At 60.4% G+C, this 26,470-nt stretch carries 24 protein-coding genes and 2 pseudogenes; 12 read left to right on the top strand and 14 right to left on the bottom strand.

From position 1 onward, the window contains the following. Window positions 1–53: 53 nt before the first annotated feature. A complete protein-coding gene (locus AC07VO_RS27225) occupies window positions 54–656 on the bottom strand; it encodes a Yip1 family protein (protein WP_018926304.1) in 603 nt (200 codons plus the stop codon). Window positions 657–1,087: 431 nt separating this feature from the next. On the opposite strand from AC07VO_RS27225, the gene ttcA reads away from it, so the two are divergent. After that, window positions 1,088–1,912 (top strand): tRNA 2-thiocytidine(32) synthetase TtcA, encoded by an 825-nt coding sequence (gene ttcA / locus AC07VO_RS27220; RefSeq protein ID WP_007937538.1) that lies wholly within the window; start codon window positions 1,088–1,090, stop codon window positions 1,910–1,912. 67 nt (window positions 1,913–1,979) lie between these two features. Continuing rightward, window positions 1,980–2,654 (top strand): DNA-3-methyladenine glycosylase I, encoded by a 675-nt coding sequence (locus tag AC07VO_RS27215; protein ID WP_007937540.1) that lies wholly within the window; start codon window positions 1,980–1,982, stop codon window positions 2,652–2,654. Window positions 2,655–2,705: 51 nt separating this feature from the next. On the opposite strand, the gene AC07VO_RS27210 is transcribed toward AC07VO_RS27215, so the two are convergent. Genes AC07VO_RS27210 through arsC form a run of 3 tightly spaced genes read right to left on the bottom strand, consistent with a single transcriptional unit; the run spans window position 2,706 to window position 4,079 of the window. After that, entirely contained in the window at window positions 2,706–3,131 is a 426-nt protein-coding gene (locus tag AC07VO_RS27210) for a DUF2069 domain-containing protein (protein ID WP_064616505.1), read from the bottom strand. Then, window positions 3,124–3,729: an NAD(P)H:quinone oxidoreductase gene (gene wrbA / locus AC07VO_RS27205; protein ID WP_018926302.1), complete on the bottom strand. Its 606-nt coding sequence runs from the start codon at window positions 3,727–3,729 to the stop codon at window positions 3,124–3,126. Before wrbA ends, AC07VO_RS27210 begins: the two co-directional genes overlap by 8 nt. Next, window positions 3,726–4,079: an arsenate reductase (glutaredoxin) gene (gene arsC, locus AC07VO_RS27200; RefSeq protein ID WP_018926301.1), complete on the bottom strand. Its 354-nt coding sequence runs from the start codon at window positions 4,077–4,079 to the stop codon at window positions 3,726–3,728. The genes wrbA and arsC overlap by 4 nt, the downstream gene beginning before the upstream one ends. 114 nt (window positions 4,080–4,193) lie before the next feature. Between arsC and AC07VO_RS27195 the strand changes: the two genes are divergently transcribed. Beyond that, window positions 4,194–4,661, top strand: coding sequence for a TlpA family protein disulfide reductase (locus AC07VO_RS27195; protein WP_018926300.1), 468 nt, complete (start codon window positions 4,194–4,196; stop codon window positions 4,659–4,661). Window positions 4,662–4,811: 150 nt separating this feature from the next. On the opposite strand, the gene AC07VO_RS27190 is transcribed toward AC07VO_RS27195, so the two are convergent. Beyond that, window positions 4,812–5,216: an META domain-containing protein gene (locus AC07VO_RS27190; RefSeq protein WP_007937547.1), complete on the bottom strand. Its 405-nt coding sequence runs from the start codon at window positions 5,214–5,216 to the stop codon at window positions 4,812–4,814. Next, on the bottom strand, window positions 5,216–5,650 hold the full coding sequence (locus AC07VO_RS27185) for a hypothetical protein (RefSeq protein ID WP_018926299.1): 435 nt from the start codon (window positions 5,648–5,650) through the stop codon (window positions 5,216–5,218). The genes AC07VO_RS27190 and AC07VO_RS27185 overlap by 1 nt, the downstream gene beginning before the upstream one ends. 134 nt (window positions 5,651–5,784) lie before the next feature. On the opposite strand from AC07VO_RS27185, the gene AC07VO_RS27180 reads away from it, so the two are divergent. Next, window positions 5,785–6,180 (top strand): hypothetical protein, encoded by a 396-nt coding sequence (locus tag AC07VO_RS27180; RefSeq protein ID WP_111455169.1) that lies wholly within the window; start codon window positions 5,785–5,787, stop codon window positions 6,178–6,180. Between the two features lie 5 nt (window positions 6,181–6,185). Here the strand turns inward: AC07VO_RS27180 and AC07VO_RS27175 are convergent, their stop codons facing one another. Both AC07VO_RS27175 and AC07VO_RS27170 read right to left on the bottom strand, forming a co-directional pair. Next, complete coding sequence (locus tag AC07VO_RS27175) at window positions 6,186–7,175, bottom strand: 2-hydroxyacid dehydrogenase (protein WP_495007690.1); 990 nt, start codon at window positions 7,173–7,175, stop codon at window positions 6,186–6,188. Window positions 7,176–7,272: 97 nt separating this feature from the next. Then, the gene (locus AC07VO_RS27170) at window positions 7,273–10,023 is read right to left on the bottom strand and encodes a response regulator (RefSeq protein WP_064616515.1); all 2,751 of its coding nucleotides are present in this window, start codon (window positions 10,021–10,023) and stop codon (window positions 7,273–7,275) included. Window positions 10,024–10,238: 215 nt separating this feature from the next. Between AC07VO_RS27170 and AC07VO_RS27165 the strand changes: the two genes are divergently transcribed. From AC07VO_RS27165 to AC07VO_RS27130, 8 genes and pseudogenes are all read left to right on the top strand, one after another. Beyond that, window positions 10,239–10,961, top strand: coding sequence for a response regulator transcription factor (locus tag AC07VO_RS27165; RefSeq protein ID WP_018926295.1), 723 nt, complete (start codon window positions 10,239–10,241; stop codon window positions 10,959–10,961). A gap of 13 nt (window positions 10,962–10,974) precedes the next feature. Continuing rightward, a pseudogene (locus AC07VO_RS27160) lies at window positions 10,975–11,691 on the top strand (sensor histidine kinase); the annotation flags it as partial. A 145-nt stretch (window positions 11,692–11,836) separates the two neighbouring features. Then, window positions 11,837–12,616, top strand: a pseudogene (locus AC07VO_RS27155) (PDDEXK nuclease domain-containing protein). Window positions 12,617–12,720: 104 nt separating this feature from the next. Further along, complete coding sequence (cysM, locus tag AC07VO_RS27150; protein ID WP_018926292.1) at window positions 12,721–13,623, top strand: cysteine synthase CysM; 903 nt, start codon at window positions 12,721–12,723, stop codon at window positions 13,621–13,623. Beyond that, entirely contained in the window at window positions 13,623–14,975 is a 1,353-nt protein-coding gene (gene rlmD / locus AC07VO_RS27145; protein WP_495007689.1) for a 23S rRNA (uracil(1939)-C(5))-methyltransferase RlmD, read from the top strand. Before cysM ends, rlmD begins: the two co-directional genes overlap by 1 nt. A gap of 121 nt (window positions 14,976–15,096) precedes the next feature. After that, entirely contained in the window at window positions 15,097–17,340 is a 2,244-nt protein-coding gene (gene relA, locus AC07VO_RS27140) for a GTP diphosphokinase (protein ID WP_018926290.1), read from the top strand. Between the two features lie 111 nt (window positions 17,341–17,451). Beyond that, complete coding sequence (gene mazG, locus AC07VO_RS27135) at window positions 17,452–18,285, top strand: nucleoside triphosphate pyrophosphohydrolase (protein ID WP_018926289.1); 834 nt, start codon at window positions 17,452–17,454, stop codon at window positions 18,283–18,285. Window positions 18,286–18,310: 25 nt separating this feature from the next. Beyond that, complete coding sequence (locus tag AC07VO_RS27130) at window positions 18,311–18,853, top strand: DUF2058 domain-containing protein (RefSeq protein ID WP_018926288.1); 543 nt, start codon at window positions 18,311–18,313, stop codon at window positions 18,851–18,853. Window positions 18,854–18,919: 66 nt separating this feature from the next. Here AC07VO_RS27130 and AC07VO_RS27125 read toward each other — a convergent pair whose 3' ends face one another. From AC07VO_RS27125 to AC07VO_RS27100, 6 genes are all read right to left on the bottom strand, one after another. After that, entirely contained in the window at window positions 18,920–19,108 is a 189-nt protein-coding gene (locus AC07VO_RS27125) for a hypothetical protein (RefSeq protein WP_018926287.1), read from the bottom strand. A gap of 278 nt (window positions 19,109–19,386) precedes the next feature. Continuing rightward, entirely contained in the window at window positions 19,387–20,607 is a 1,221-nt protein-coding gene (gene fabB / locus AC07VO_RS27120) for a beta-ketoacyl-ACP synthase I (RefSeq protein ID WP_007937568.1), read from the bottom strand. A gap of 11 nt (window positions 20,608–20,618) precedes the next feature. Further along, window positions 20,619–21,134, bottom strand: a complete 516-nt coding sequence (gene fabA / locus AC07VO_RS27115; RefSeq protein WP_018926285.1) for a 3-hydroxyacyl-[acyl-carrier-protein] dehydratase FabA — start codon at window positions 21,132–21,134, stop codon at window positions 20,619–20,621. A 245-nt stretch (window positions 21,135–21,379) separates the two neighbouring features. After that, a complete protein-coding gene (locus AC07VO_RS27110) occupies window positions 21,380–23,281 on the bottom strand; it encodes an ATP-binding protein (RefSeq protein ID WP_018926284.1) in 1,902 nt (633 codons plus the stop codon). Beyond that, entirely contained in the window at window positions 23,278–24,210 is a 933-nt protein-coding gene (locus tag AC07VO_RS27105) for an ABC transporter substrate-binding protein (protein ID WP_495007688.1), read from the bottom strand. Before AC07VO_RS27105 ends, AC07VO_RS27110 begins: the two co-directional genes overlap by 4 nt. A 1-nt stretch (window position 24,211) precedes the next feature. Further along, window positions 24,212–26,329: a TonB-dependent receptor plug domain-containing protein gene (locus AC07VO_RS27100; RefSeq protein WP_495007687.1), complete on the bottom strand. Its 2,118-nt coding sequence runs from the start codon at window positions 26,327–26,329 to the stop codon at window positions 24,212–24,214. Window positions 26,330–26,470: the final 141 nt, after the last annotated feature.

Below are 26,470 nucleotides of genomic sequence, written 5' to 3'. Positions count from 1 at the left end.
CCTAGCGGCGGCCTGTAGTGGCGGAGCGTGTTTTTTATGTTGGCGCTGGTTTGTCAGTTGGTATAGACCGGTCCCACGCCAAGGCCCCAGACAATCACGGTAAACGCCATGATGGCTACCAGTACCACCAATCCTACGGCGAGCACCGAGCTCGAAAACAGGAAGCCTTCGTCCGATGGAATGTTCATGAACGTTGGTAGCCCTACATACAGCAGGTACACCGTGTAGCAGACAGCCGCGGTGCCAACGATCATCCCCAGCCACAAGTGCGGGTACAGCGCCGCCAGGCCGCCGACGAACAGTGGGGTGGCGGTGTACGTGGCGAATGCGATACAGCGCGCCAGGCTCGGGTTGGCGTCATAGGTACGGGCCATCCAGTGAATGAAGGCGCCCATCACCGCGACACCGCCGAGCATTGCCAGGTACGACATGATGGTCATCCATAGCGCGCTTTCCATAGTCAGCATGACCGGCGCTCGGTTACCGATGACCCAGCCGACTTGCGTAGTGCCGATAAACGCCGATATGGCAGGGATCGCCGCCAGAATCAGGGTGTGCGTCAGGTACATGTGGCTGATGCTTTCTTCCTCGTCGCCACGGATTTCTTTCCATTCCTGGTCAGGGTGGGTAAAGAGTCCCACTACGTGATGGATCATGCCAGTCACTCCTCTTGTTGTTGCCATCGCCCCCCAGCGGAGCGCTTACAGGCCAAAGTGGCCAGGTAAGAACAGGTCTGAATACGCGTGCGACCTTATGTCGCAGTATAGAAAGGAGTTACTTGCAATAGTGCGAGGGCTTTAGAGCAAATCGCGCTGTAAACAATCTTGTTAATCGCCGCAAGGTCTGTGCCGAATGGAACCTGTGGCGAGGGAGCTTGCTCCCGCTGGGGCGCGAAGCGGCCCCAAAACAGTCCACCCTGTTGTGTCAGGCAAACCGCGGCGGCAGGTTTTGCGACTGCTGCGCAGCCGAGCGGGAGCAAGCTCCCTCGCCACAGGGGTATGCTCAAGTCATATAAGTGCAGGCTTCGCCCCGCCAGGGTTTTTGCGTAAAATGCCGGCCTTTCGTCACACCTCACGGATTTCGCGTCATGGGCACTCTTACGGTCAACCAGAACAAACTGCAAAAGCGCCTGCGCCGCCAGGCCGGTGAGGCTGTTGCCGATTTCAACATGATTGAAGACGGCGACAAGGTCATGGTCTGCCTGTCCGGTGGCAAGGACAGCTACACCATGCTCGACGTGCTGATGCATTTGCAGAAAGTCGCCCCGATCAAGTTCGAGATCGTCGCCGTGAACATGGACCAGAAGCAGCCAGGCTTCCCCGAGCACGTGCTGCCGGCTTACCTCAAAGAACTGGGCATCGAGTACCACATCGTCGAGAAAGACACCTACTCGGTGGTCAAGGAGCTGATCCCGGAAGGCAAGACCACTTGCTCGCTGTGCTCGCGCCTGCGTCGCGGCACGCTATACACCTTTGCCGACGAAATCGGCGCGACCAAAATGGCCCTCGGTCACCATCGTGACGACATCGTCGAGACGTTCTTCCTGAACATGTTCTTCAACGGTTCGCTCAAGGCCATGCCGCCAAAGCTGCGCGCCGACGACGGGCGCAACGTGGTGATTCGCCCGCTGGCCTACTGCAACGAAAAAGACATCCAGGCCTACTCGGACCTCAAGCAATTCCCGATCATCCCGTGCAATCTCTGCGGCTCCCAGGAAAACCTGCAACGCCAGGTGGTTAAAGAGATGCTGCAGGAGTGGGAACGCAAGACCCCGGGCCGCACCGAGAGCATTTTCCGCAGCCTGCAGAACGTGATCCCGTCGCAACTGGCGGACCGCAACCTGTTCGACTTCACCAACCTGCGTATCGACGAAAGCGCCGCATCGCGGTTCGTCAACGTAGTGAACCTCTGACGGTTCAAGTCACTCAGACACACGGCGCTCGCGGGCGCCGTTTTCATTTCATCCCGTAGGAGAGGGCATGCGCGATTACAAGTGGCTGCACGAATACTGTCTGAACCGCTTCGGTTCGGCGGCTGAACTGGAAGCCCATCTGCCGGTTCCCAAGACCCCGGCGCAATTGCGCAAGATCAGCGACGACCGCTACCTCTCGACCATGGCGTTGCGGGTATTTCGTGCCGGGCTCAAGCACAGCCTGGTGGATGCCAAGTGGCCGGCGTTCGAAGAAGTGTTCTTCAAGTTCGACCCGGAAAAAGTCGTGCTGATGAGCGCCGAACATCTGGAGCGCTTGATGCAGGACGCGCGAATCATCCGCCACCTGGGCAAGCTCAAGAGTGTGCCGCGAAATGCGCAGTTCATTCTGGACGTGGCCCATGAGAAGGGTAGTTTCGGTGCGTTGATCGCCGACTGGCCGGTAACCGATATCGTCGGCTTGTGGACCTACCTGAAAAAACACGGCCATCAGTTGGGCGGGTTATCCGCACCGCGATTCTTGCGGATGGTCGGCAAGGACACCTTCGTGCCGAGCTACGACGTGGTGGCAGCGCTGAATGCACAGCAGATCATCGACAAGGTGCCGAGCAGTTTGCGCGACCTGGCCACGGTGCAGAATGCGTTCAACCAATGGCACGAAGAGAGTGGTGGACGGCCGATGAGCCAGATTTCGATGATGCTGGCGTATACCGTTAACCACTGACGAAGATGATCATTCCCACGCAGAGCGTGGGAATGATCACGGTGGGGGCCGTCAGGCGACGGAAATCTCGCCTTCCCCCGCCAACTTGCGGTTCAACTGGTACCGCCACCGCACATACAGCATCGCCGAGCAGAACACCGCCAGGCTCGCGCCCATCTCCAGCAAACCGAACAGCTGCCGGTTCGGGTCATAGGCGGCCAATGCGCCCTTGATGAAATACAGATTCACCACAAAACACATCCACGAATGCCCACGGGCACTGCCGACGATCATTCCCGGTGCCAGCAACAGCAGCGGCACCAGTTCGATCAGCAGAATCACCCACGGCCGCGCGCCATGCAGGTCGGCGAACACCAGGTAGTAGGCGCAAAGCAGCCCCGCCAGGCCGAAAAAGCACAGCAGGCTGATGACGCGCATCGCCCGTACACGCGGTTCGAGCCATTCGATGGCAGGCAACACCTTAGGCTTCTTAGCCACGATGGCTCTCCAGTTTCTGCGCAGTCTTCGCCAGGCGCAGGCCCAAGGCACGGCACAATGCGACTTCATGTTCGTTCAAACCGCTTTTGCCATCGGCCCCGGCGTGATGACTGGCGCCGTAAGGCGTGCCGCCGCCACGGGTTTCCAGCAGCGCCGATTCGCTGTAAGGCAGGCCGGTGATCAACATGCCGTGGTGCAGCAACGGCAGCATCATCGACAGCAGTGTGGTTTCCTGGCCGCCGTGCAGGCTGGCGGTCGAGGTGAAGACTCCGGCCGGTTTACCCACCAGAGCGCCGGTCAGCCACAGGTTGCTGGTGCCGTCGAGGAAGTATTTCAGCGGTGCGGCCATGTTGCCGAAGCGGGTCGGGCTGCCCAGGGCCAGGCCGGCGCAGTTCTTCAAATCGTCGAGGCTGGCGTACAGCGCGCCTTCATCGGGAATGTCCGGCGCCACGGCTTCGCATTCAGTGGAGATCGCTGGCACCGTGCGCAACCTGGCTTCAAGGCCGGCCTGCTCGACACCGCGGGCAATCTGCCGGGCCATTTCATTGGTCGAGCCGCTACGGCTGTAATACAGCACCAGAATGTACGGCGCGCTCACGGCAGCAACTCCAGTACATTCTCCGGCGGACGGCCGATGATGGCTTTGTCGCCGACTTCGAGAATCGGCCGCTCCATGAGTTTCGGGTGTGCGGCGATAGCGGCGATCAATTGCGCTTCGCTCAAGCTACTGTCGGCCAGGTTGAGGGTTTTGTACTCGTCCTCGCCGGTGCGCAGCAATTGCCGGGCGCTGATTCCGAGTTTGCTCAACAGGCTCTGGATTTGCGCGGCGTCCAGTGGTGTTTCCAGGTAGCGGACGACCGTTGGCGTCAGGCCTCGGGCTTCGATGAGTTCGAGCGCACCGCGGGATTTCGAGCAGCGCGGGTTGTGATAAAGCGTCAGATCGGTCATGTGCGGGTCGCTTCTTGCGTAAAGTGGCGGCTATTCTAACTGTGCGGCGCGTAATCCAGAACCTTGGGAGGCGATGGGTCGCAGGTGCATTCTATTTTTGACAAGGATTGAGACATGACAAGGCGACTGGCAGCAGCATTGGCGATCATGGGGGCGTTATTGCTGGGGGGCTGTGGCAACGACTATGGCATCGACCAGAATGGTCACAAGGTCGCCGCCGAGCGTCTGGACAAACAATGGCTGGTGCTCAATTACTGGGCCGAGTGGTGCAGCCCGTGCCGGACCGAAATCCCACAGCTGAATGTGTTGGCCGAGCAGCTCCAGGGCAAGAAGATCGGCGTGTTCGGGGTCAACTTCGACAATGTGCAGGGCGAAGAGCTCAAAGGCGCCAGTGAGAAACTGGGGATCAAGTTCACCGTGCTGGCCCAGGATCCGGCCGACCTTTTCGAATTGCCGCGCAGTGAAGCGCTGCCAGTGACTTACATCATTGATAACAAGGGCAAGGTGCGGGAACAGTTGATGGGCGAGCAGACGGCGGCGGGGGTGATGGCGAAGCTTGAGGCGTTGCAGGCGACCAACTGACCGAGCACCGCCTGTGGCGAGGGAGCTTGCTCCCGCTGGGGCGCGAAGCGGCCCTAAAACCATCCGACTCGGTGTGTCAGACAATCCGCGTCGGATAGTTAGCGACTGCTGCGCAGCCGAGCGGGAGCAAGCTCCCTCGCTACAGGGGCATCACCCCTCTTCAAGCCACCAACGCAATGGCTTGCCTTCGGCCGGCCAGAAGCGCATCTGATCAATCGGTGAGACGTCCCAGCGCTGGACGTTTTCCAGCGCCTGCAGGAAGCGTTTTTCCTGCTCCATCAACGCCGGCGCGCAGAGTTTGCGGGTACTGCCGATCTTGCCGAAGCTGAGCTTTTCACCTTCCAGAGAATACGGCGCGAACCAGTGGTTGCAGCCGCCGTTACCGTAGGCCCGACCATCGTCACCGAGCGTGATGGTCAGGTGGCTGTAGTCCATCAGCGGACGTTCGCCGATCCACTCCAGAATGTAACTGCGGTTCTGTTGCAACTTTACCGGCTCGGCGGCGCAGCCCAGCAGGCTGGCACCGACCATCGTGGTCAGAGCAAGGCGTTTCATCACGCAGGCTCCTGGCACTTCGGGCACAGGTGTTTTTCGCCGGCTGCGGTCCAGCCCAGCTCGGCAATCCGTGCGGTGGCGGCCGGTTTTTCAGCCTTGTTGCCCAGCTTGGCGTCGACCGCGAACTCGAAGCTCAGCTCTTTGGCGCAGCTGTCGCAGTTGACTTTCCAGGTATGGATCGCCAGTTCGCCGAACACCGGACCACTGGCCACCGCGACCCATTGGCCGGGCGGGTTGATCAGGTGGCGAACCGTTTCGACGGTCAGGCGCATGGACAAGTCCTTGCTGCCTTTGAGGGTCACTACCAGCACGTCGTTGTTACGAATCGAGCCACCGTTGCCGGTGACTTGATAACGCCCCGGCACCAGGGCGCGGCATTCGGTGAGGGTGTGTTGCGGGTTCATCAGGCTGTAGCGGAAATCGTGTTCGACCATGGGTCCTCCAAATATGCGCGATATGCTAGCACGGGCATCAGCACAGGATGGCGTGGGCATGTGACCTTCGATCAGGTTCAAATTGCCTGCTAATCCATGGCAAACTGCCATTTTTGCATCTCTAAGGAACAGAAATGGCGTTGATCGAATGTTACGAGTGCAAGCAACGCATCAGCTCCACGGCGCCTGCTTGCATTCATTGCGGTGCGCCTGCGGCAACGGTGCACGCGGCTACTTCGACGGCAGCGCCTGTGGAAGCACCGCTTTCTTTCGGGCGTTTGCCGAGCAATGAGAGTGTGCCTCGGGTGACCCCGGCCGCCTTCGGGCGTAAACGAAAAACCGAAATCCAGGCTGAGGTCCCGGCACCGGTGCTCAATGGACCGCGTCCGGTGGAACTCTGGCTGAAACTGATGATTTTCTTTCTGCCGCCGTTTTTTGTCTGGTTCCTGCTGCGTCGCGGGCATTCAACGGGGCAGCGCTTGCTGGGCTTCGGCTGGCTGGGCCTGATGATCCTCTTGTCCAAGGCCTGAGCCGTTCAGCGCTCGACCTGATTCTGTGGCGAACCGGCCGCCCAGGCCGCGATGTTCTGCAATGTGGTCGCGGCAATCGCGCCCAGGGCTTCGCGAGTGAGGAAGGCCTGGTGTGCGGTGATGATCACGTTTGGAAAGGTCAGCAGGCGCGCCAGCACATCGTCTTGCAGTGGCAGGTCGGAGCGGTCCTCGAAGAACAACTGCGCCTCCTCTTCATAGACATCGAGTCCCAGATAGCCCAATTGGCCGTTTTTCAATGCGTCGATCAGCGCCGGCGTGTCCACCAGACCGCCACGCCCGGTGTTGATCAACATCGCGCCGGGCTGCATGTGCGCCAGTGACTCGCGGTTGATCAAATGTTTGCTCTGCTCGTTGAGCGGGCAATGCAGGCTGATGATCTGAGACTCGGCCAGCAGTTGCGGCAAGCTCAGGTAGCGCGCGCCGAGGGCTTCGACCTGTGGGTTCGGATAGGGGTCATAGGCCAGCAATTGGCAGCCGAAGCCGTGCATGATCTTCGCAAAGGTCGCGCCGATCTGCCCGGTGCCGACCACGCCGACGGTCTTGTTCACCAGGTCGAAACCGGTCAACCCGTGCAGGCTGAAATCGCCCTCGCGGGTACGGTTGTAGGCGCGGTGCAGACGGCGGTTGAGCGCCAGGATCAACGCCACCGCATGTTCGGCCACGGCGTGGGGCGAGTAGGCCGGGACCCGCACAACCGTCAGCCCCAGGCGCTTCGCCGCCGGGAGGTCGACATGGTTGTAACCGGCCGAGCGCAGGGCGATCAGGCGTGTGCCGCCCGCTGCCAGGCGTTCAAGCACCGGGGCGCTGAGGTCATCGTTGATGAAGGCGCAGACCACCTCGTGATGCTCGGCCAGCGCCGCCGTGTCGAGGCTCAGTCGTGCCGGCTGGAAATGCAGTTCGATGCCGGCGGGCAGGACGGCGGCGAGAAAACTCTCGCGGTCGTAGGTCTGGCTGCTGAAAAGAATCGTGCGCATGCTGTCCTCCTGGAAGTCTCAAACCCCGTAGCAGCCTTCGGCAGCTGCCATAGGGTTTAAGCTTAGCGTTCAGGCCCTCCTGCGTTATTGCGCTGCATCAGGCATTGATGCGCGCATGGGCCGCGAGGCGATTGATGGCGCGTTCGAGTTCTTCCAGCGCGACGGGGGCTTTCGGGTCCTGTTGCTTGAGCAGGGTTTCGCTGCGCTGGCAGGCGGCGCGTAGTTGCGGGACGCCGCAATAACGGGTTGCCCCGTGCAGGCGATGGACTCGCTCGATCAGGGCATTCTGGTCGTTGGCTTCACGAGCCACGCGGATGGCCTCGCGGTCGGCTTCCAGGGAGGCCAGCAGCATGGCCAGCATGTCCGCCGCCAGATCGGCCTTGCCGGCCGCCAGGCGCAGGCCTTCTTCGTGGTCCAGCACCTGCAGTTCATGAGCGCTGTTGTTATCGCTATTACGCTCCGGACCCTGATTGCGCAGCGCCAGGCCCGTCCATTTCAACACCACTTGCGCCAGTTGCCGTTCGCTGATGGGTTTGGTCAGGTAGTCGTCCATGCCGCTTTGCAGCAACGCGCGTTTTTCATTGGCCATCGCATGGGCGGTGAGGGCCACGACCGGCAGTGGCGTGCAATGCCGCTCGCTTTCCCATTGGCGAATGGCTTCGGTGCTTTGGCGCCCATCCATGCCGGGCATTTGCACGTCCATCAACACCAGATCGAAAGTCTCGTTCTGTACGGCCTTGACCGCGGCGTAACCGCTTTCTACCGCGAGCACCTTGGCGCCCATGTCTTCGAGCAGGGTTTGCACCAGCAGCAGATTGGCCGGGTTGTCGTCCACGCAAAGGACCTTCGGCGCGCGGCTGGAAACGGGCTCGGCGGGGTCGCTGCGCTGCTGGCGCGGGTTGACCAGATCAGACAGGGCCCGACGCAGCTTGCGGGTGCAGGCGGGTTTGGACTGGAGCTGGCTGTGGGGGTTGGGTACCGAGAGATGGAACAGCGTCAGTTCGGTGGTCGGGCACAGCACCAGCACTCTGCAGCCCAGGTGTTCAAGGTCCCAGATGTGCTGGTTGAGGCGCTCCGGCGGCATGTCGTTGCTGGTGATGCCGAGCACCGCCAGGCCGATGGCCTGATCGGTCTGGTGGGCGCCGGTCACGCCATTGGCCAGGCTTTCCAGGGTATTGAACGGCGTGACGCTCAGGCCGCAGTCTTCCAGTTGATGCTGCAATGCCTGACGGGCCAGTTCATGGTTTTCCAGGACAGCCACCCGCTGCCCGAGCAACGGTGGGCCGGGCAGGTCTTCGGCGTCGTCGCGGGTTTTGGGCAGGCTCAGGCTGATCCAGAATTCCGAGCCTTCGCCCGGCGTGCTGTCGACGCCGATCTCGCCGCCCATTTGTTCGATCAGCCGTTTGGAAATCACCAATCCGAGGCCGGTGCCGCCGGGTTGTCGGGACAACGAGTTATCGGCCTGGCTGAAGGCCTGGAACAGGGCGCGCACGTCCTGGTTCGACAGACCGATGCCGGTGTCCTGAATGCTGATGCGCAGTTGCACGCTGTCTTCATGCTCTTCTTCGAGCATCGCCCGGGCGACGATGGTGCCTTCGCGGGTGAACTTGATCGCATTGCTCACAAGGTTGGTGAGGATCTGCTTGAGTCGCAACGGATCGCCCACCAGCGACAGTGGCGTATCGCGATAAACCAGGCTCACCAGCTCAAGCTCTTTGGCGTGGGCGGCCGGGGCGAGGATGTTCAGGGTGTCTTGCAGCAGGTCGCGCAGGTTGAACGGAATATGGTCGAGCACCAGTTTGCCGGCCTCGATTTTCGAGAAATCGAGAATCTCGTTGATGATCCCCAGCAGGCTGTCGGCGGACTTTTCGATGGTGCCCAGGTAATCGAGCTGGCGCGGCGTCAGTTCGCTTTTTTGCAGCAGGTGCGTGAAGCCGAGAATGCCGTTGAGCGGCGTGCGGATTTCATGGCTCATGTTGGCCAGGAACTCGGACTTGATCCGGCTCGCCTCCAGGGCTTCCTTGCGCGCCAGATCCAGCTCGATGTTCTGGATTTCGATGGTTTCCAGATTCTGACGCACGTCTTCGGTGGCCTGGTCGACGCTGTTTTGCAATTCTTCCTGAGCGTTCTGCAGCGTCCCGGCCATGCGGTTGATGCCGGACGCCAGTTCATCCAGTTCCTGGCTGCCGAGGGGCGGCAGGCGGGTTTCCAGGTGACCGTCCTTGAGTTGCGCCACGGCCTGTTTGATCTGGCTCAATGGCCGATTGATGGTTCGGCCCATGCGTAACGCCAGCAGCGCCGCACCGGCCAGGCCTCCGCCGATCAGCAGCAGGCTGGCGAACAGGCTGCGGTAGCCGCGCAGCAGCATGCCGTTGTGGGATAGTTCGAGTTCGACCCAGCCCAGCAGGCGGTCGGCTTCATCGGGGATCAGGTCACCAGCCAGGTTGCGGTGCTTGCCGAACACCGGCAGCAGGTAACGCGTGGCGTCATTGCCACTGCGGCGCAGCAACTGTGAACCGTTGCCCAGGGGCGCCTGATTGAGCATGGTCGGGCCGGCATGGGCCAGCGGCGTGCGGTCGGGGGCGAGGAAGGTCACCGCGCGCACGTCGGTCTGTTCCAGGGACTGGGTGGCGATGCGCTCCAGCAGCTCGTTGTCTTTGCGACCCATGGCCGGGGCCACCAACGGTGCCAGCTGTTCGGCGATCATTTCGCCGCGTTGCATGAGCTGGGCTTGCAGGTCCGATTGCTGCATCCAGGTGAAATAGCCGCCCAGGACCAACGCCATCAGGGTGGTCGGCAACAGGGTCAGTAACAGCACGCGGCCTTTAATTCCCAGTTTCTTGAGCACGCATCTCTCCTGCATCCAGCTGTTTATTGACCTGCACATGCGTCCGGCACGCGCCACCTGCGCAGTGTAGCGATTTGCATGCGGGCAATCTTCGTAAAATTGATGTCGTCATTCGTCGGTCAGTTCAATGCTTTGGCCCAGGGAGACAAACCTTGGGTTGCCCCTGGAGAGGCAATCTTGAATAATCAGCAATTGAGAATTATTTGCAGATACTCATGACTCCCATCGCGATTGGCCATCCTCGCATCCTCTCTATCGAAGACGATCCAGTGCTCGGTGCTTATGTTCATGAGCATCTGGGGCGCTGCGGTTTTCAGGTGACCTGGTGCCAGAACGGGCAGGAAGGCCTGGCGATTGCGCGCCAGCAGGCCTTCGATGTGGTGTTGATGGATATTCTGTTGCCGGGGCTCGATGGCCTGGCGGTGTTGACCCAATTGCGCCAGAGCCATTCCACGCCAGTGGTGCTGATGTCGGCGCTGGGTGCCGAGGCGGATCGCATCAGTGGTTTTCGCCTCGGGGCCGACGATTACCTGCCCAAGCCTTTCAGCATGGCCGAGTTGCGGGTGCGCATCGAAGCGATCCTGCGGCGGGTGGCGTTCGACCGTCGACCAGCGCCGATACCGACGCCCCCTGCGACGGACTGCCTGCGTTTTGACGATGAACTGGGCGAGGTCTTTTGTGGTGAACTCGCGGCCGGCCTGACCCGCAGCGAGTACCGCTTGCTGGACACGCTGAACCGCAACGACGATGAAGTGTTGAGCAAGGCGTTCCTTTATCAGCAGGTATTGCAGCGCGGTTATGCGCCCCATGACCGCAGCCTCGACATGCACATCAGCCAGATTCGCCGCAAGCTCAAGGCCATCGGTTACACCGAGCGTGAAGTGCGCACGGTTTGGGGCAAAGGGTACGTATTGAGTGCGGTCGATGAAGTGGTCTGACGCGCCGGGCCGCACGGTGCTCCTGCAACAGCAACTGCTGCGCGATCTGTCCCACGAATTGCGCACGCCGCTCAGCCGGTTGCGGGTGGCCTGTGAAAGTGAGCAGGACCTGGAGCAATTGCGCGAGCGCATTAGCCGGGAAGTCGACGGCATGCAGCGCCTGGTCGAGGATGCGCTGCAACTGGCCTGGCTCGACACCGAGCGCACGTCTTTGCCCGATGAAGCGATCCAGGTCCAGGCCTTGTGGGAAATGCTCACGGAAAACGCTTGCTATGAAAGCAGCTGGCCGGCGAGTCAGTTGCACTGTGCGGTGGATGCCTCCTGCTGGGTGCGCGGCCATCTCAATACCCTGGCCCAGGCGCTGGAAAACATTCTGCGCAATGCCATTCGTCATTCACCGCAGGGCGGTCTCGTGATGTTCGGTGGCCGGCGTGATGGCGACTTTTGGCACCTGTGGCTGGAGGACGAGGGCGGTGGGGTGGCTGACGAGGATCTTGAGCGGATCTTCTCGCCGTTCATCCGGCTCGACGGTTCACGGCCGGGGGATGGTGGGTTCGGATTGGGGTTGAGCATTGCGAGGAATGCGGTGCAGCGGCAGGGCGGGCGGCTTTGGGCGGAGAATGCAGGGCGGGGCTTACGGCTGAATATGCTGTTATTGGCTGATCTCCATGGCGACAATGATGACGCCCCCGCTCCCACAATTGATATGTGTCGACCACAAATTGCGTGATCAACCCCGGCCGCGAAGAGGCTTGCTGATTTTGCCGGAGCGTTCCCGTTATTTTGTACGACCTTTCTTAAAGGGTATCGCCGACACCTTAAGCCTGACTTGACGGAATAGACTCGCGTTTTTCCTCGTCCTCCAGGAGTTCGGTATGAATGCATCCAGCGTCCCCGGCAACGCACACGACGACCGTTTCAATGAAGTGCTTGCGCTGATTCAAAATGCCAAACAGCAGGCCATGCAGGCGGTGAATACCCAGTTGATCGAGCTGTATTGGCAGGTCGGTGCTTACATCAGCCGCAAGCTGGAACAGGCTGAGTGGGGCGATTCTGTGGTCAGCCAACTGGCTGAGCATCTGGCTCAGACTCAACCGGGGTTGCGCGGGTTTACCCGGTCGAACTTGTTTCGCATGCGCCAGTTCTATGAGACTTATCACGCTGAAGAGAAAGTCGCACCACTGGTGCGACAATTGTCCTGGTCGCATAACCTGATCATTTTCAGCCAGAGTAAACGGCCGGAAGAGCGGGAGTTCTACGTGCGTTTGGCAGTTCAGGAAAATGGTCGAAGCGCGAACTAGAGCGTCAGTTCAAAACCGCACTGTTTGAACGAAGCGTGACCCAACCAGCAAAAATCTCAGCAGTGCTGAGACAAGCCCACCCGGCAGCGCTTGAGATATTCCGCGACGCCTACATGCTCGAGTTTCTATTTGGAAGCGCTGGATCGCAAGGAGCGCAAACCCCACGAAAACCCGGCCATCGGTGTGTTGCTCTGCGCCAGTAAGGATGACGAAGTGGTCGAATACGCCCTTAACCGCAGCCTGTCGCCAGCGTTGATCGCTGAATGCCAGGTCCAGCTTCCGGACAAACAGCCGCTGCAGGCCAAATTGCATGAGTTTTATGCATTGAATATTGCACAAGGAGAAGAGGAGTGAACTGCTTATTCCCATAAGCCATAAGCCCCTTACTTTGCGTGATATGGCCTGCGCACGTTTGCCGGTATGATAGGCGCCCCCGCAGTCCGGATTGCGAATACGCCATGACCTTGCAGTACCCAACCATCGCCGATTGCGTCGGCAACACTCCGCTGGTCCGTTTGCAGCGCCTGCCTGGCGTCACCAGCAACACGCTTTTGCTCAAGCTCGAAGGGAACAACCCGGCGGGTTCGGTCAAGGATCGTCCGGCGCTGTCGATGATCACCCGCGCCGAATTGCGCGGGCAGATCCACGTCGGCGACACGCTGATCGAAGCGACTTCGGGTAACACCGGGATTGCCCTGGCCATGGCCGCCGCGATCAAGGGTTACAAGATGATCCTGATCATGCCGGACAACTCCAGCGCCGAGCGTAAAGCCGCGATGACGGCCTATGGCGCCGAGCTGATTCTGGTCAGCCAGGAAGAAGGCATGGAAGGCGCGCGCGACCTCGCCCAGCGAATGGAAGCCGAAGGCCGTGGCAAGGTGCTCGATCAGTTCGCCAACGGTGACAACCCCGAGGCGCACTACACCACCACCGGTCCGGAAATCTGGCGTCAGACCCAGGGCACCATCACGCATTTCGTCAGCTCGATGGGCACCACCGGCACCATCATGGGTGTCTCGCGCTACCTGAAAGAACAGAACGAGAACGTGCAGATCATCGGTCTGCAACCCATGGAAGGCTCGGCAATTCCGGGCATCCGCCGCTGGCCGCAGGAATACCTGCCAAAGATTTATCAGGCTGATCGCGTGGACCGGATCGTCGACATGGCGCAAAGCGAGGCCGAGGACGTGACCCGTCGTCTGGCGCGCGAAGAAGGCATTTTCTGCGGCGTGTCTTCGGGCGGTGCCGTGGCGGCGATGCTGCGCCTGTCCAAAGAAGTTGAAAACGCGGTGATTGTCGCGATCATCTGTGACCGTGGCGACCGTTACCTGTCGACCGGCATTTTCGACGCGCCCAACTGATGGCCAAGCAAGAGAGAGGCCTGCGCTTTCAGCCCACGGGCGGCAGCAAGGCCCCGCAAGTCCCGACCGGCAAAAAGCAGCGTTTGACCATCGAGCGCCTGGCTAATGACGGTCGCGGTATCGCATTTTTTGAAGGTCGCACCTGGTTCGTCATCGGCGCCTTGGCCGGTGAAGAGGTCGAGGCGCGGGTCTTGGGTGCCCACGGTAAAGTGGTCGAGGCGCGTACCGAGCGGGTGTTCCAGGCCAGCCAATTGCGCCGCCCGGCACCGTGCGCCCATGCCGGTCGCTGCGGTGGTTGCAGCGTGCAGCATCTGCCCCACAACGAACAACTCGCCCTGAAACAGCGCATGCTCGCCGAGCAATTGTCGAGGGTTGCCGGCGTCGAACCCGAAGAGTGGGCTGCGCCATTGAGCGGTCCGGAATTCGGCTACCGGCGTCGTGCCCGGGTGGCGGTGCGTTGGGACATGAAGGCGAAAAAACTCGAAGTCGGTTTCCGCGCTGCCGGCAGCCAGGACATCGTTGCCATCAACGAGTGCCCGGTGCTGGTACAGCCCTTGCAGCCGATCATGACCTGCTTGCCGGATATGCTGCGGCGCTTGAGCAAACCTCAGGCACTGGGGCATGTGGAATTGTTCAGCGGTTCGTCATTGGCGGTATTGCTGCGGCACATGGCGCCGTTGTCCGAAGCCGATATGACGATCCTCAAGGAATTCTGCGCGCTCCATGAGGCCCAGTTGTGGCTGCATGGCGACGGCGAGCCGCAACCGGTCGACGCCGATCAGGCCCTGGGCTATCGCCTTGAACCGTGGGACTTGAATCTGGCGTATCGGCCTGGAGATTTCATCCAGGTCAACGCCGGGGTCAACGAAGCGATGATCGCTCAGGCGCTGGAATGGTTGGCGCCGAAAGCCGATGAGCGGGTTCTGGACCTGTTCTGCGGGTTGGGCAACTTTGCCTTGCCGCTGGCCAGGACCGTTCGTGAAGTGGTGGCGGTGGAAGGTGTGCAGGCCATGGTCGAGCGGGCCGCCGCGAACGCCGCTAGTAATAATTTGCATAACGCGAAATTTTTTCAGGCCGATTTATCCCAGCCTTTGGCTGATGCCGAATGGGCCAGCGAAGGCTTTTGTGCGGTACTCTTGGACCCACCTCGCGACGGTGCTTTCGAGGTGGTGCGCAAGCTTGCGTCCCTGGGTGCCGAACGATTGGTTTATGTGTCGTGCAACCCTGCAACTCTGGCGCGCGACACGGTCGAATTGATCAAGCAGGGCTACCGGTTAAAACGTGCCGGGATTCTCGATATGTTTCCTCAAACGGCGCATGTCGAGGCCATGGCGTTATTTGAAGCGAGCTAGGATGGCTCGTCTGGTCCGACTGACCGTCCGTGCCGCCACGCATCAGCCCGGCGGGGCGCCCGGACAATGAAGGTCAGCGATTTGACGCATTGAATCTGCGTCGTAGGGAAGGTAAAGCAAGATGGTACAGGTGAGAGCACACCAGCCGATCAACACTGACGGCAGTATCAATCTCGAGGCTTGGCTCGATCACGCGGTCAGTATCGATACGGCACTGGATCGCGAAGCCTTGAAAGAAGCCTGCGAGTTCGCTCGCGAGGCCGAACAACAAGCCAATGCGGCGAAAAACCTGTGGTCCGAAGGGACCTCGAGTTTCCGCACCGGCCTTGAGATCGCCGAGATTCTCGCCGACCTCAAACTCGATCAGGATTCGTTGGTCGCGGCAGTCTTGTACCGCGGCGTGCGCGAAGGCCAGATCCAGTTGCCGGCGGTCAGCCAGCGCTTCGGCCCGGTGGTCGCCAAACTGATTGACGGCGTGCAACGCATGGCGGCGATCAGCGACAGTCTGAGTCCGCGTAAATCCATGGTGATGGGCACCCAAGGCCAGGTGGAAAACCTGCGCAAGATGCTCGTGGCCATGGTCGACGACGTGCGCGTCGCGCTGATCAAACTGGCCGAGCGCACCTGTGCGATCCGTGCGGTAAAAACCGCCGATGACGAGAAGCGTAACCGCGTCGCCCGTGAAGTCTTCGACATCTACGCGCCGCTGGCTCACCGCCTCGGTATCGGTCATATCAAGTGGGAGCTGGAGGACTTGTCCTTCCGTTACCTCGAGCCCGACCAGTACAAGCAGATCGCCAAGTTGCTCCATGAGCGACGGCTGGATCGCGAGCGCTTCATCAGCGATGTGATGACCCAGCTCAAGAACGAGTTGCAGGCCACCGGCGTCGAGGCTGACATCAGCGGCCGTGCCAAACACATCTATTCGATCTGGCGCAAAATGCAGCGCAAGGGTCTGGAGTTCAGCCAGATCTACGACGTGCGCGCCGTTCGCGTGCTGGTGCCGGAAATGCGCGACTGCTACACCGCGCTCGGCATCGTCCACACCCTGTGGCGGCACATCCCGAAAGAATTCGACGACTACATCGCCAACCCGAAAGAGAATGGCTACCGCTCGCTGCACACCGCGGTAATCGGCCCTGAAGGCAAGGTACTGGAAGTGCAGATCCGCACCCACGCCATGCACGAAGAAGCCGAGCTGGGGGTTTGCGCGCACTGGCGATACAAGGGCACCGACGTCAAGTCCGGCTCGAACCACTACGAAGAGAAAATCTCCTGGCTGCGTCAGGTTCTCGAGTGGCACGAAGAGCTGGGCGATATCGGCGGCCTTGCCGAACAGCTGCGGGTCGATATCGAGCCGGACCGGGTTTATATCTTCACTCCCGACGGTCATGCCATCGACTTGCCGAAGGGCGCGACACCGCTGGACTTCGCTTACCGCGTGCACACCGAAATCGGTCACAACTGCCGCGGCGCCAAGATCAACGGGCGCATCGTGCCGCTCAACTACAGCCTGCAAACCGGTGAACAGGTCGAGATCATCACCAGCAAGCACGGCACCCCGAGCCGCGACTGGCTGAACCCGAACCTGGGCTACATCACCACGTCACGGGCGCGGGCGAAGATTGTTCACTGGTTCAAGCTGCAAGCCCGCGATCAGAACGTTGCGGCCGGTAAAACCTTGATCGAGCGCGAACTCAATCGCCTCGGCCTGCCGCAGGTGGATTTCGACAAGTTGGCCGAAAAGGCCAACATGAAGACCGCCGAGGACATGTTCGCTGCGTTGGGCGCAGGCGATTTGCGCCTGGCGCAACTGGTGAACCTGGCGCAGCAACTGGTCGAGCCGGAACGCGGCAACGAACAGCTGGAGCTGATCCCGCGCAAAGCCACCGGCTATAAACCGGGCAAGCGCGGCGATATCCAGATCCAGGGCGTCGGCAACCTGATGACCCAGATGGCCGGCTGCTGCCAGCCGTTGCCGGGGGACGCCATCGTCGGTTACATCACCCAGGGCCGTGGCGTGAGCATCCACCGTCAGGACTGCGCCTCGGTGCTGCAACTGGCCGGGCGCGAGCCGGAGCGGATCATCCAGGTCAGCTGGGGGCCGGTGCCGGTGCTCACCTATCCGGTGGACATCATCATTCGCGCTTACGACCGTTCCGGTCTGCTGCGTGACGTGTCGCAGGTGCTGCTCAACGAGCGGATCAACGTGCTGGCGGTCAACACCCGCTCGAACAAAGAGGACAACACTGCGTTGATGTCCCTGACCATCGAGATTCCGGGGCTGGATGCGCTGGGGCGGTTGCTGGGGCGGATCTCCCAGTTGCCGAACATCATCGAAACCCGCCGTAACCGCACACCGTAAGGCGTTCACTTTTTTGTGGCCGCCAAGCTTTTGTGGGGCTGGCTTGTCGGATCGCGGCGGTGCGGCGATCCGACAAGTCAGGTTCCCACAGGTTCTCGCAGAGATTGATTGATGTATTCACTTGAAGACCTGCTGCACCTGATGAACCGTCTGCGCGACCCGCAGTACGGCTGCCCGTGGGACATCAAGCAAACCTACGCCACCATCGTCCCGCACACCCTGGAAGAAGCCTACGAAGTTGCCGATGCTATTGAACGCGGCGATTTCGATCACTTGCAGGGTGAGTTGGGCGACTTGTTGTTCCAGGTGGTTTATTACAGCCAACTGGCTCGGGAAGAAGGGCGCTTCGAATTCGCTGGCGTGGTCGACAGCATCACGCGCAAGTTGATCCGCCGTCATCCTCACGTATTTCCCACCGGGGATCTGTACGCGCCGCTGGACGTCCCGCGTCTGAATGAAGAGCAGGTCAAGCAACGCTGGGAAGAGATCAAGGCCGAAGAACGCGCCGAGAAGTCTTCGGCGCCGGAGCAGTTGTCCTTGCTCGATGACGTACCCGCGGCACTGCCGGCGTTGTCCCGTTCGGCAAAACTGCAGAAGCGCGCAGGGCAGGTCGGGTTCGATTGGCCGGACGCCTTGCCGGTGCTCGACAAGGTTCGCGAAGAGCTCGATGAAGTGCTTGAAGCCATGGCCGACAATGACTCGGCGGCGATTGCCGATGAAGTCGGCGACCTGCTGTTTTCCGTGGTCAATTTGGCGCGTCACCTCAAGGTCGATCCGGAAACCGCACTGCGTGGCGCGAACACAAAATTTGAAAGACGCTTCCGATTTATCGAACAGGCATTGCGCGACACCCACCGTCCCATAGAAGATTGCACCCTCGAAGAGTTGGACGCCTTGTGGGGCGAAGCCAAACGTCAGGAAAAGAATTTGCCCAGCTGCGGCTGAGCTGTTGCCTAAGTGAGTAAGCACCATGAGCCTTTCCCTTCGCGACCAGTTGCTCAAAGCAGGGCTGGTCAACCAAAAGCAGGCCAAACAGGTCGGCAAAGAAAAACAGAAACAACAGCGTCTGGCCCACAAAGGCCAGATCGAACTCGATGACTCCCAGCAGCGTGCGGCTCAGGAAGCCATGGCCGAGAAGGTCAAGCGCGATCAGGAGCTCAACCGTCAGCAGCAGGAGAAGGCCGAGCAGAAGGCCCGAGCCGCCCAGGTCAAGCAATTGATCGAAGTCTCGCGCCTGCCCAAGCTGAACACCGAGGACTACTACAACTTCGTCGACGACAAAAAGGTCAAGCGTATCTCCGTCAACACCCTGATGCGCAACAAGCTCAGCAGCGGTTCCCTGGCGATCGTGCATCACGCTGGCGGTTATGAAGTGATCCCTCGTGAAGCGGCCCTGAAGATTCAGGAGCGCGACCCACAGCGCATCGTGCAGCTGAATGTGAAGACAGAAGAAGTCAGCACCGAAGACGATCCGTACGCGGCCTATCAGATTCCTGACGATCTGATGTGGTAAGCCGTTAGCAGCTGCAACAACGACAAACCCCGCTCATGGCGGGGTTTGTCATTTTCAATGCGGTGGTTATGCAGAACGCGCTTCGCGTTGCTGCTCCAGTGATTCCAGTTCGGCCTTGTATTGGTGGGCTTCGGTCTCGGAATGGAACATCCCGACCAGCAGGTCTTGTTGATGTACATCCCAGATGCGGATACCGGCGGCGATGCCTTCATGGGACATATGTGAATCGTCGCGTTCAGTTACTTTTACAGTCATCTGCTAGCTCCAATCTCTGTTATCTGCAGCAAGGCGTGTGCAGGCCTTTGTTATAAGTTTTGTTAGCTGGCTAAGTAAACGACTGAAATCGGTAACGGACTTTTTCAAAAACGGAGAAAGTGCTGCAGCCCGCGAAATACGCGACATTCAGTCGCAGGCTGTTGAGTTCCATGACAAATGTTTCATGTCTAAAGGGCTGTCTGGCCGTAGATAAAACCTGGCCAAAAAAAACGCCCCGAACCAGTCGGGGCGTTTTTATGTGTGGCGTAGGCGGGGTATTACTTACCCTGCCAGCGCTTCAGTACCAGCGTGGCGTTGGTGCCACCGAAGCCGAAGCTGTTGCTCATCACGGTGTTGATGGTGGCGTCTTCGCGAGTCTTGGTCAGGATTGGCATGTCTGCCACTTCCGGGTCCAGTTCGTCGATGTTGGCGGAACCCGCCATGAAGTTGCCTTCCATCATCAGCATGCAGTAGATCGCTTCGTGAACGCCGGCGGCGCCCAGGGAGTGACCCGACAGGCTCTTGGTGGAGCTGATGGCCGGAGCGTTGTCGCCGAACACTTCACGCACACCTTTCATTTCCATCACGTCGCCGACCGGAGTCGAGGTGCCGTGGGTGTTCAGGTAATCGATCGGTGCGTCAACGGTGGACATGGCCATCTGCATGCAGCGGATGGCGCCTTCGCCGCTTGGGGCGACCATGTCGTAGCCGTCGGAGGTCGCGCCGTAGCCAACGATTTCCGCGTAGATCTTCGCGCCGCGGGCCAGAGCGTGTTCCAGCTCTTCGACCACGACCATGCCGCCACCGCCGGCGATGACGAAACCGTCACGCTTGGCGTCGTAGGCACGGGAAGCTTTTTCCGGAGTTTCGTTGTACTGGCTGGACAGGGCGCCCATGGCGTCGAACAGGAACGACTGGCTCCAGTGCTCTTCTTCACCGCCGCCGGCGAATACGATGTCCTGCTTGCCCATCTGGATCTGTTCCATGGCGGTACCGATGCAGTGAGCACTGGTGGCGCAGGCAGAAGCGATGGAGTAGTTCAGGCCCTTGATCTTGAACGGGGTGGCCAGGCAAGCGGAAACAGTGCTGCTCATGGTCCGCGTTACGCGGTATGGGCCGACGCGCTTGACGCCTTTCTCGCGCAGGATGTCCAGCGCTTCCATCTGGTTCAGCGTGGAGGCGCCACCGGAACCGGCGATCAGGCCGGTACGCGGGTTGGAAACTTGCTCTTCGGTCAGGCCGGAGTCTGCGATGGCATCTTTCATGGCCAGGTAGGCGTAAGCCGCCGCGTGGCCGACGAAGCGATAGATCTTGCGATCGATCAGCTCTTCGAGGGGAAGGTCAATGGAGCCGGAAACCTGGCTACGCAGACCCATTTCGGCATATTCCGGGTTGAACCGGATGCCAGGGCGGCTTGCACGCAGGTTAGCGGAGACGGTCTCTTTGTCATTGCCCAGGCACGAAACGATGCCCAGACCAGTGATAACGACGCGGCGCATGCGGATAACCCTTAGAAGTTGTCAGTGGAGGTGAAAACGCCGACCCGAAGGCCTTCGGCGGTATAGATTTCGCGGCCGTCGACAGTCACGGAACCATCGGCGATGGCCATGTTCAGTTTGCCTTTGAGGACGCGTTTGATATGGATGTTATAGGTGACTTTCTTGGCGGTCGGCAGTACCTGGCCAAAGAATTTCACTTCGCCCGAACCCAGGGCGCGACCGCGGCCCGGCAGGCCTTGCCAGCCGAGGAAGAAACCGACCAGTTGCCACATGGCATCGAGGCCCAGGCAGCCCGGCATCACCGGATCACCTTCGAAGTGGCAGGCGAAGAACCACAGGTCTGGAGTGATATCCAGCTCGGCGACCAATTCACCTTTGCCGTACTTGCCACCCTCTTCGGAGATCAGGGTGATGCGATCGACCATCAGCATGTTCGGGGCGGGCAGTTGCGCGTTACCCGGGCCGAACAGCTCACCACGACTGCAGCGCAGCAGGTCTTCCCGGGTAAAGGCGTTTTGTTTGGTCATGCGAGCTCCTCAATAGTCCATGCGGCAGGGGGGCGAATCTTCCCGGCCGATCGAAGCGTTCATGCCTCGAGTCAGCAGCCTACTCATAGACTATTGCGTTGTAGTGAAAGTCACAGTACCAAGGACATGAATGTACACTTGTGCACTGAAATTATTATTCAAGCCCCTTTTAGGGCCTGTTCGGGTGCCTAAGACTGCCGCACTTTCGTCTTTCACGCCAGTCGCAGATCGTCGAAAGGCCTGCACTACTGCACCCAACGCTGCAGAATTTGCTGCAGATCAGTGCGTTTAAAGGGCTTGGCCAGGTAATCGTTCATTCCCGCGGACAAACAGGCTTCACGATCGCCCTGCAAGGCGTTGGCCGTCAGGGCAATGATCGGCACGTCAGCGCAGCCGGGCAGTTGGCGAATCTGTCGGGTGGCCTCGTAGCCGTCAATGACCGGCAGTCGGCAATCCATCAGAATCGCTTCGAAAATCAGGCTCTCGGCGCTGCGCACCGCTTGTGCACCATCGGTGACGACGCTGACAGTAAAGCCCAGGCTGCGCAACATTGCTTCAATGACGGTGCGGTTGACCGGGTTGTCTTCCACCAGCAACACATTGCGACCTTCGCCGTGGCCATTGCCGGTATGTACTCGCGGCGTCAGCACCGGCAACGACTGCTTATACAGCGCCAAAGGAATTTCCAGGGTGAACACCGAACCGACGCCTTCTTCGCTTTGAGCACGCAAGGTGCCGCCCATTCGTTCTGCCAGAGTGCGGGCAATCGGCAGCCCCAGCCCGGTGCCACCGTAACGTCTTGAAATAGTACTGTCGGCCTGCTGGAACGCGTTGAACATCAATTCCAGGCTTTCGGCCGGGATGCCGATCCCGCTGTCGCGCACGGTGCAGGTGAACCACAGCAATTCGTGATCCAGCGACTGCCACTGCGGTTCGATCGTGACGCGGCCCCGTTCGGTGAATTTCAGCGCATTGCCGACCAGGTTGACCAGGATCTGCCGGATCCGCGTCGGGTCGCCCTGAACCTGCAGGGCGCGCATGTCCTCGGGGATCTGCAGTTGCAGGTCAAGCCCACGTTGCACTGCGCTGTGCTGGAACGACTGGGCGCAACTGGTGATCAGGTCCGCGAGGTTGAATGCAATGTGCTCCAGCTCCAGTTCCGAGCGTTCGATGCGCGAGAAGTCGAGAATGTCGTTGATCACTTTGAGCAGGTGTTCAGTCGATTCAGAAGCCAGCGCGGCGTACTCGATCTGTTCCTCGGTCATCGCGGTGGTTTCCAGCAGTTGCAGCATGCCCAGCACGCCATTCATCGGCGTGCGCAGCTCATGGCTCATCATCGCCAGGAAATCGGATTTGGCGTTGTTGGCCTTTTCCGCTTCCTCGCGGGTCTGGATCAATTGCGCCATGGCCTGATGCTGTTCGCGGCTGGCTTGTTCAAGGCCCTGGGCAAGGTTGTTGATGTGTTGTGACAGGGCGCCCAGTTCGGTGTCATCGACAATCGGCAGGGGCGTTTTGTAGTCGCCTTTCTGGATCGCCTTGACCGCATTGCCGATGTCATGGATCGGTTGCGACAGGCTGCTGGCCAGACGCCGAGCCAGCAGAAAGGTAAACAGCAGGGCGAACAGGGCAAGGATCCCGGCCTTGAACAGGATTTCCTGCTGGCGCTGGTTGAAGGCGTCATTGGACAGACCGACGATCACCCGGCCCAGGTAATCTTCTCCCGGCTTCGTGGGGGCGGTGCGGCTGTTCTGGAAGAAGTCATTGTTGAGCGCGATGCGTTGCAGCCGCACCGGTGCCTGGAACACTTCGACCTGGTGCGAACGATTGTGGGTTTCCGACGGTTGTTCGACGTACACCAGGACCCGGTTGGTGCGGTCCTGAACCTCCAGAAAACGCACATTGGGCGTGGCCAGGGTGGCTTTGAGCAAACTCTCGAGCACGTCGTTATTACCCGAGATCACCCCGTATTCGGTGGCCGGCGCCAGTTGGTTGGCGATCAGTTGACCGGTGTGGTTGAGTTCCTGGCGCAGGTCCTGGATTCGCACGAAGGTGAAAAAACTGATCAGCAGCAACGTCAGCAGCAGCGCCGGGCCGAGGCTGATGATCTGGGTACGGGTATTGATGTCCCAACCGCTATGGAAGGTCATGGGCGATGTTCTCCTTCGGCCAGCTGTGTTGCGACAGAGGCTTCATTCATCGGTTCAATGCTTAATGAACGAGCCACTTGCGGGTTGCTCAAGACCTTGAAGTGCTGCGGATAAAGGGTGCGCGGCCAAGTGCTGGAGGGGCGGTCGAGCAGTTCGTCGAGAATCTTCAGCCAATCGCTCTGGTCGCTGTAGGTGCTGGCGAGGCTGCCCGCCCTGACGAACGCGGCATTGGGACCGATCAGCGGCAGTTGCCGTGCGTAGCTGCTGAGCAGCAGGTTTTTCACGGTTTTGGGGTTGTACAGATCAGGATCATCCAGGCCCAGCAGCACATCGCTGTTTTTCAGCAGGGCCTGCAACGGGCGACTGTCATTGGTGTTGTCCCAACGCTCGGTGACCACTTCAAGGCCCAGGGGCAGGGCTGCCTGATGCAGTTCCTTCAGCAGGAATTCGCTGTGGCTGTCGAAAAGCACGCCGACACGTCGAGCCTCGGGCAGGACGAGTCGGGTCAGGCGCAATTGTCGATCCAGCGGCGGATCGCTCCAGAGCAGGCTCAGGTGCGGTGGCGAAACATCGCCAAAGCGTTGGTGGGCTTGCAGACGGCTGATGCGCAGCACCAGCGTTGCCGGGCCTTGGGCGTCTTGCAGGCGCCAGTCGAGGCTTTGCAAGTCGAGCAGAATCAGGCGGGTACCTGCGGGCAGTTGGCCGGGTGCCGGCAAGCTGGCGACCGGCTGGAAACGCACGCTGTCGGTGGGGCGCAACTCGCTCAGGGCCTGGACGAAAGACTGCACGCCAGGGCTGTCGTCGGCGCCGGTCAGCAGAATGTCGGCGGCCCGGGCCGGCAGATTGCACAGCAGCCCGGCAAACACCAGGCACAGCCCGGCCAGCAGGCGGCCAAGGGTTGGCGTCTTCCGTGGCAGGCAATACGGCATCTTAAAACTCCAGCTCCGCGCTGAAGTAGAGCACCCGGCGTTCGTCGTAGTTGTTATCGACGAAAGTGGTGGGCTGATTGTCGAGGCGTTGCTGGAGGATCCCGGCCAGCTCCAGATTGGCCTTGCCCAAGCCGATACGTTTGGCGAGGCGGGTGTCGACCCGTTCGAAGCGGTAACCGTTGAGGGCGTCGGCGCCATAGTAGAAGAGCGCGCTGTTCCAGCCCTGGCCCCAGTTGCGCAGCCAACCGGCGGAGCCGCTGTTGCGCGCCGTTTGTTGTGCATCCAGCGGGTTGCTCGCCTCGGCATCGACATAGGCGTACGTCAGGCGCAGACGATCGGTGCTGCTGACGCGCCAGTCCAGTTGGGTTTCCGTCCCTGAGAATCGTGAGCTGTTCGAGTTGCTGGCAATGTACTGATTGTTGCGCAGCGGTTCGCTGATCATGCCGTTGATTTCGTCGTAGAACAGCTTCACATCGACCGTCAGCCCCCAGTCTGTGAAGTAGCCGTTGTAGCCCAATTCCCGGGAACGCATGCGTTCCTGTTCGAGGTCACCCGGGCCACGGGTCCTGACGAAATAGCGGGCGCTGGTCTGGCCATAGGCACTGGGTTGCAGGTTGGTCACCTGGTAACTCCAGTTGACGCTGTTCTCGAACATGTCCGGCGAGCGGACGGCTTCCGAATACACCGCGCGCAAACCGTGGCGCGGGTTGATCAGATAGTTGACCGCCAGTCGTGGGGTCAGTGAACTGCCGGTCAATTGCGTGTCTTCGAACATCGCCCCGCCTTGCAGCAACCAGTGCTCGGTGGCGCGCCACTCGAGTTGGCCGAACGCCCGCCAGGTGGTGTCGTCGAGCGTGCCATTGAAGTAGGTCTCGGAATCGGCCCGGTCGTAACGATAGTTCATGCCGCTGACCAGCCGCAGCGTGTCGGACAGGCTGAGGGTGTCTTGCAGTTCGAGGTCGTAGCGCGACTCTCGGGCACTCTGGTCGATGTCGCCGCACAGCGTTTTGTTCGCGCCGTTTCGCCATTGCGCCAGAACCTGATTGGCCAGGTCTTGTTCTGCCGCTGTACCGGGGGGCGCGCCGGTGAAACGAGCGATGTTGCGCGCCAGGCGTTCGGTGTAATTGGGATTGAGGTGCCAAAGTTGGGTCAGCTCCGGGCTGAACGAGATCTCGGCATCGCAGGCACGCCAAGTCTGCTGACGATCCCAGTGTTGCGCCGAGCCTTGAATATAAAGGCTGTGATCAGGGTTGATGTCCAGGTTCCAGCGCAGCGAGCCGGCGTAGTCCTTGGCGATGACGTCGGAATTATTCCCAGCGGCGGTAATCCCTGAGAACACCGGGCGGTAGGTATAGGGCCGCTGGTTGGTCCCGTCCTTGGCGTTCAGTTGCCAATCGATGCTCTGATTCTCATTGAGCGTCTGGCTGACGGCGAGGCTGAAGCGATTCAAACGACGGTTGTCGCGATAATCGGCGCCGGTGCGGTCCGAGTCGAACCCATCGTCTTGTTGGCCGGACAGCGACAGGCGCAAGTCGCCGCTGTCCCAGCCCATACCCTGGCTGGCGTAGAAATCGTTGATGCCGCGTTGGCCTCGGGTGATTTTCAGCCGCGTGCCGTGGCTGTCGGCCGGTTTGCGGGTGATGATATTGACCACCGCCATCAGCGCGTTGGCGCCGTAGCTGACGGTGTTCGGGCCACGGAAAACCTCGATGCGCTCGATGTCTTCCATGGCTACCGGAATATCACTCCAGTCCACCGTGGCCAGGCCCGCGCGGTACACCGAGCGGCCGTCGATCAGCACTTGCATGCGCCGCGCTTCGCTGGCGTTGGTGCCGTGGTAGTTCACCGCTGCCTGGTTGCCGCTGATATTGCCGACCATCATCCCCGGCACCAGCCGCAGCAACTCACTGATGTCCCGCGCGCCGCTGGCGTTGATCAGTTCGCTGTCGATCACCGTCATGCTGCCCGGCACGGCCGCCGGCGACTGCTTCAGGCGCGTCGCGGTGAGCACTTGCGGCAACGGACCGTTGTCCAGGAACAGGTCGTCGGCCAGCAATGGCGAGCTGAACATCAGCGCCAGCACCAGTGGCGAGCGAGGAGAGGGAGAGCCAAAAGACACGGCACGGCCTTGATAGCGATTAATTGGCGCGCATGTTAACCGAGCGCAATGACTTTTCCAGTCACGTTGTGGGCATTTTCCTCGGTTTTCTTGGTCTTCTTCCTACAAGTGCCGGTAATTGATGTCGGGGCTGGCCGCGAC

Source organism: Pseudomonas sp. GW821-FHT03E01 (genome assembly GCF_059420765.1).
The sequence above is the reverse complement of the archived record's forward strand: the minus strand, read 5'-3'. Positions and strand labels throughout refer to the sequence as shown.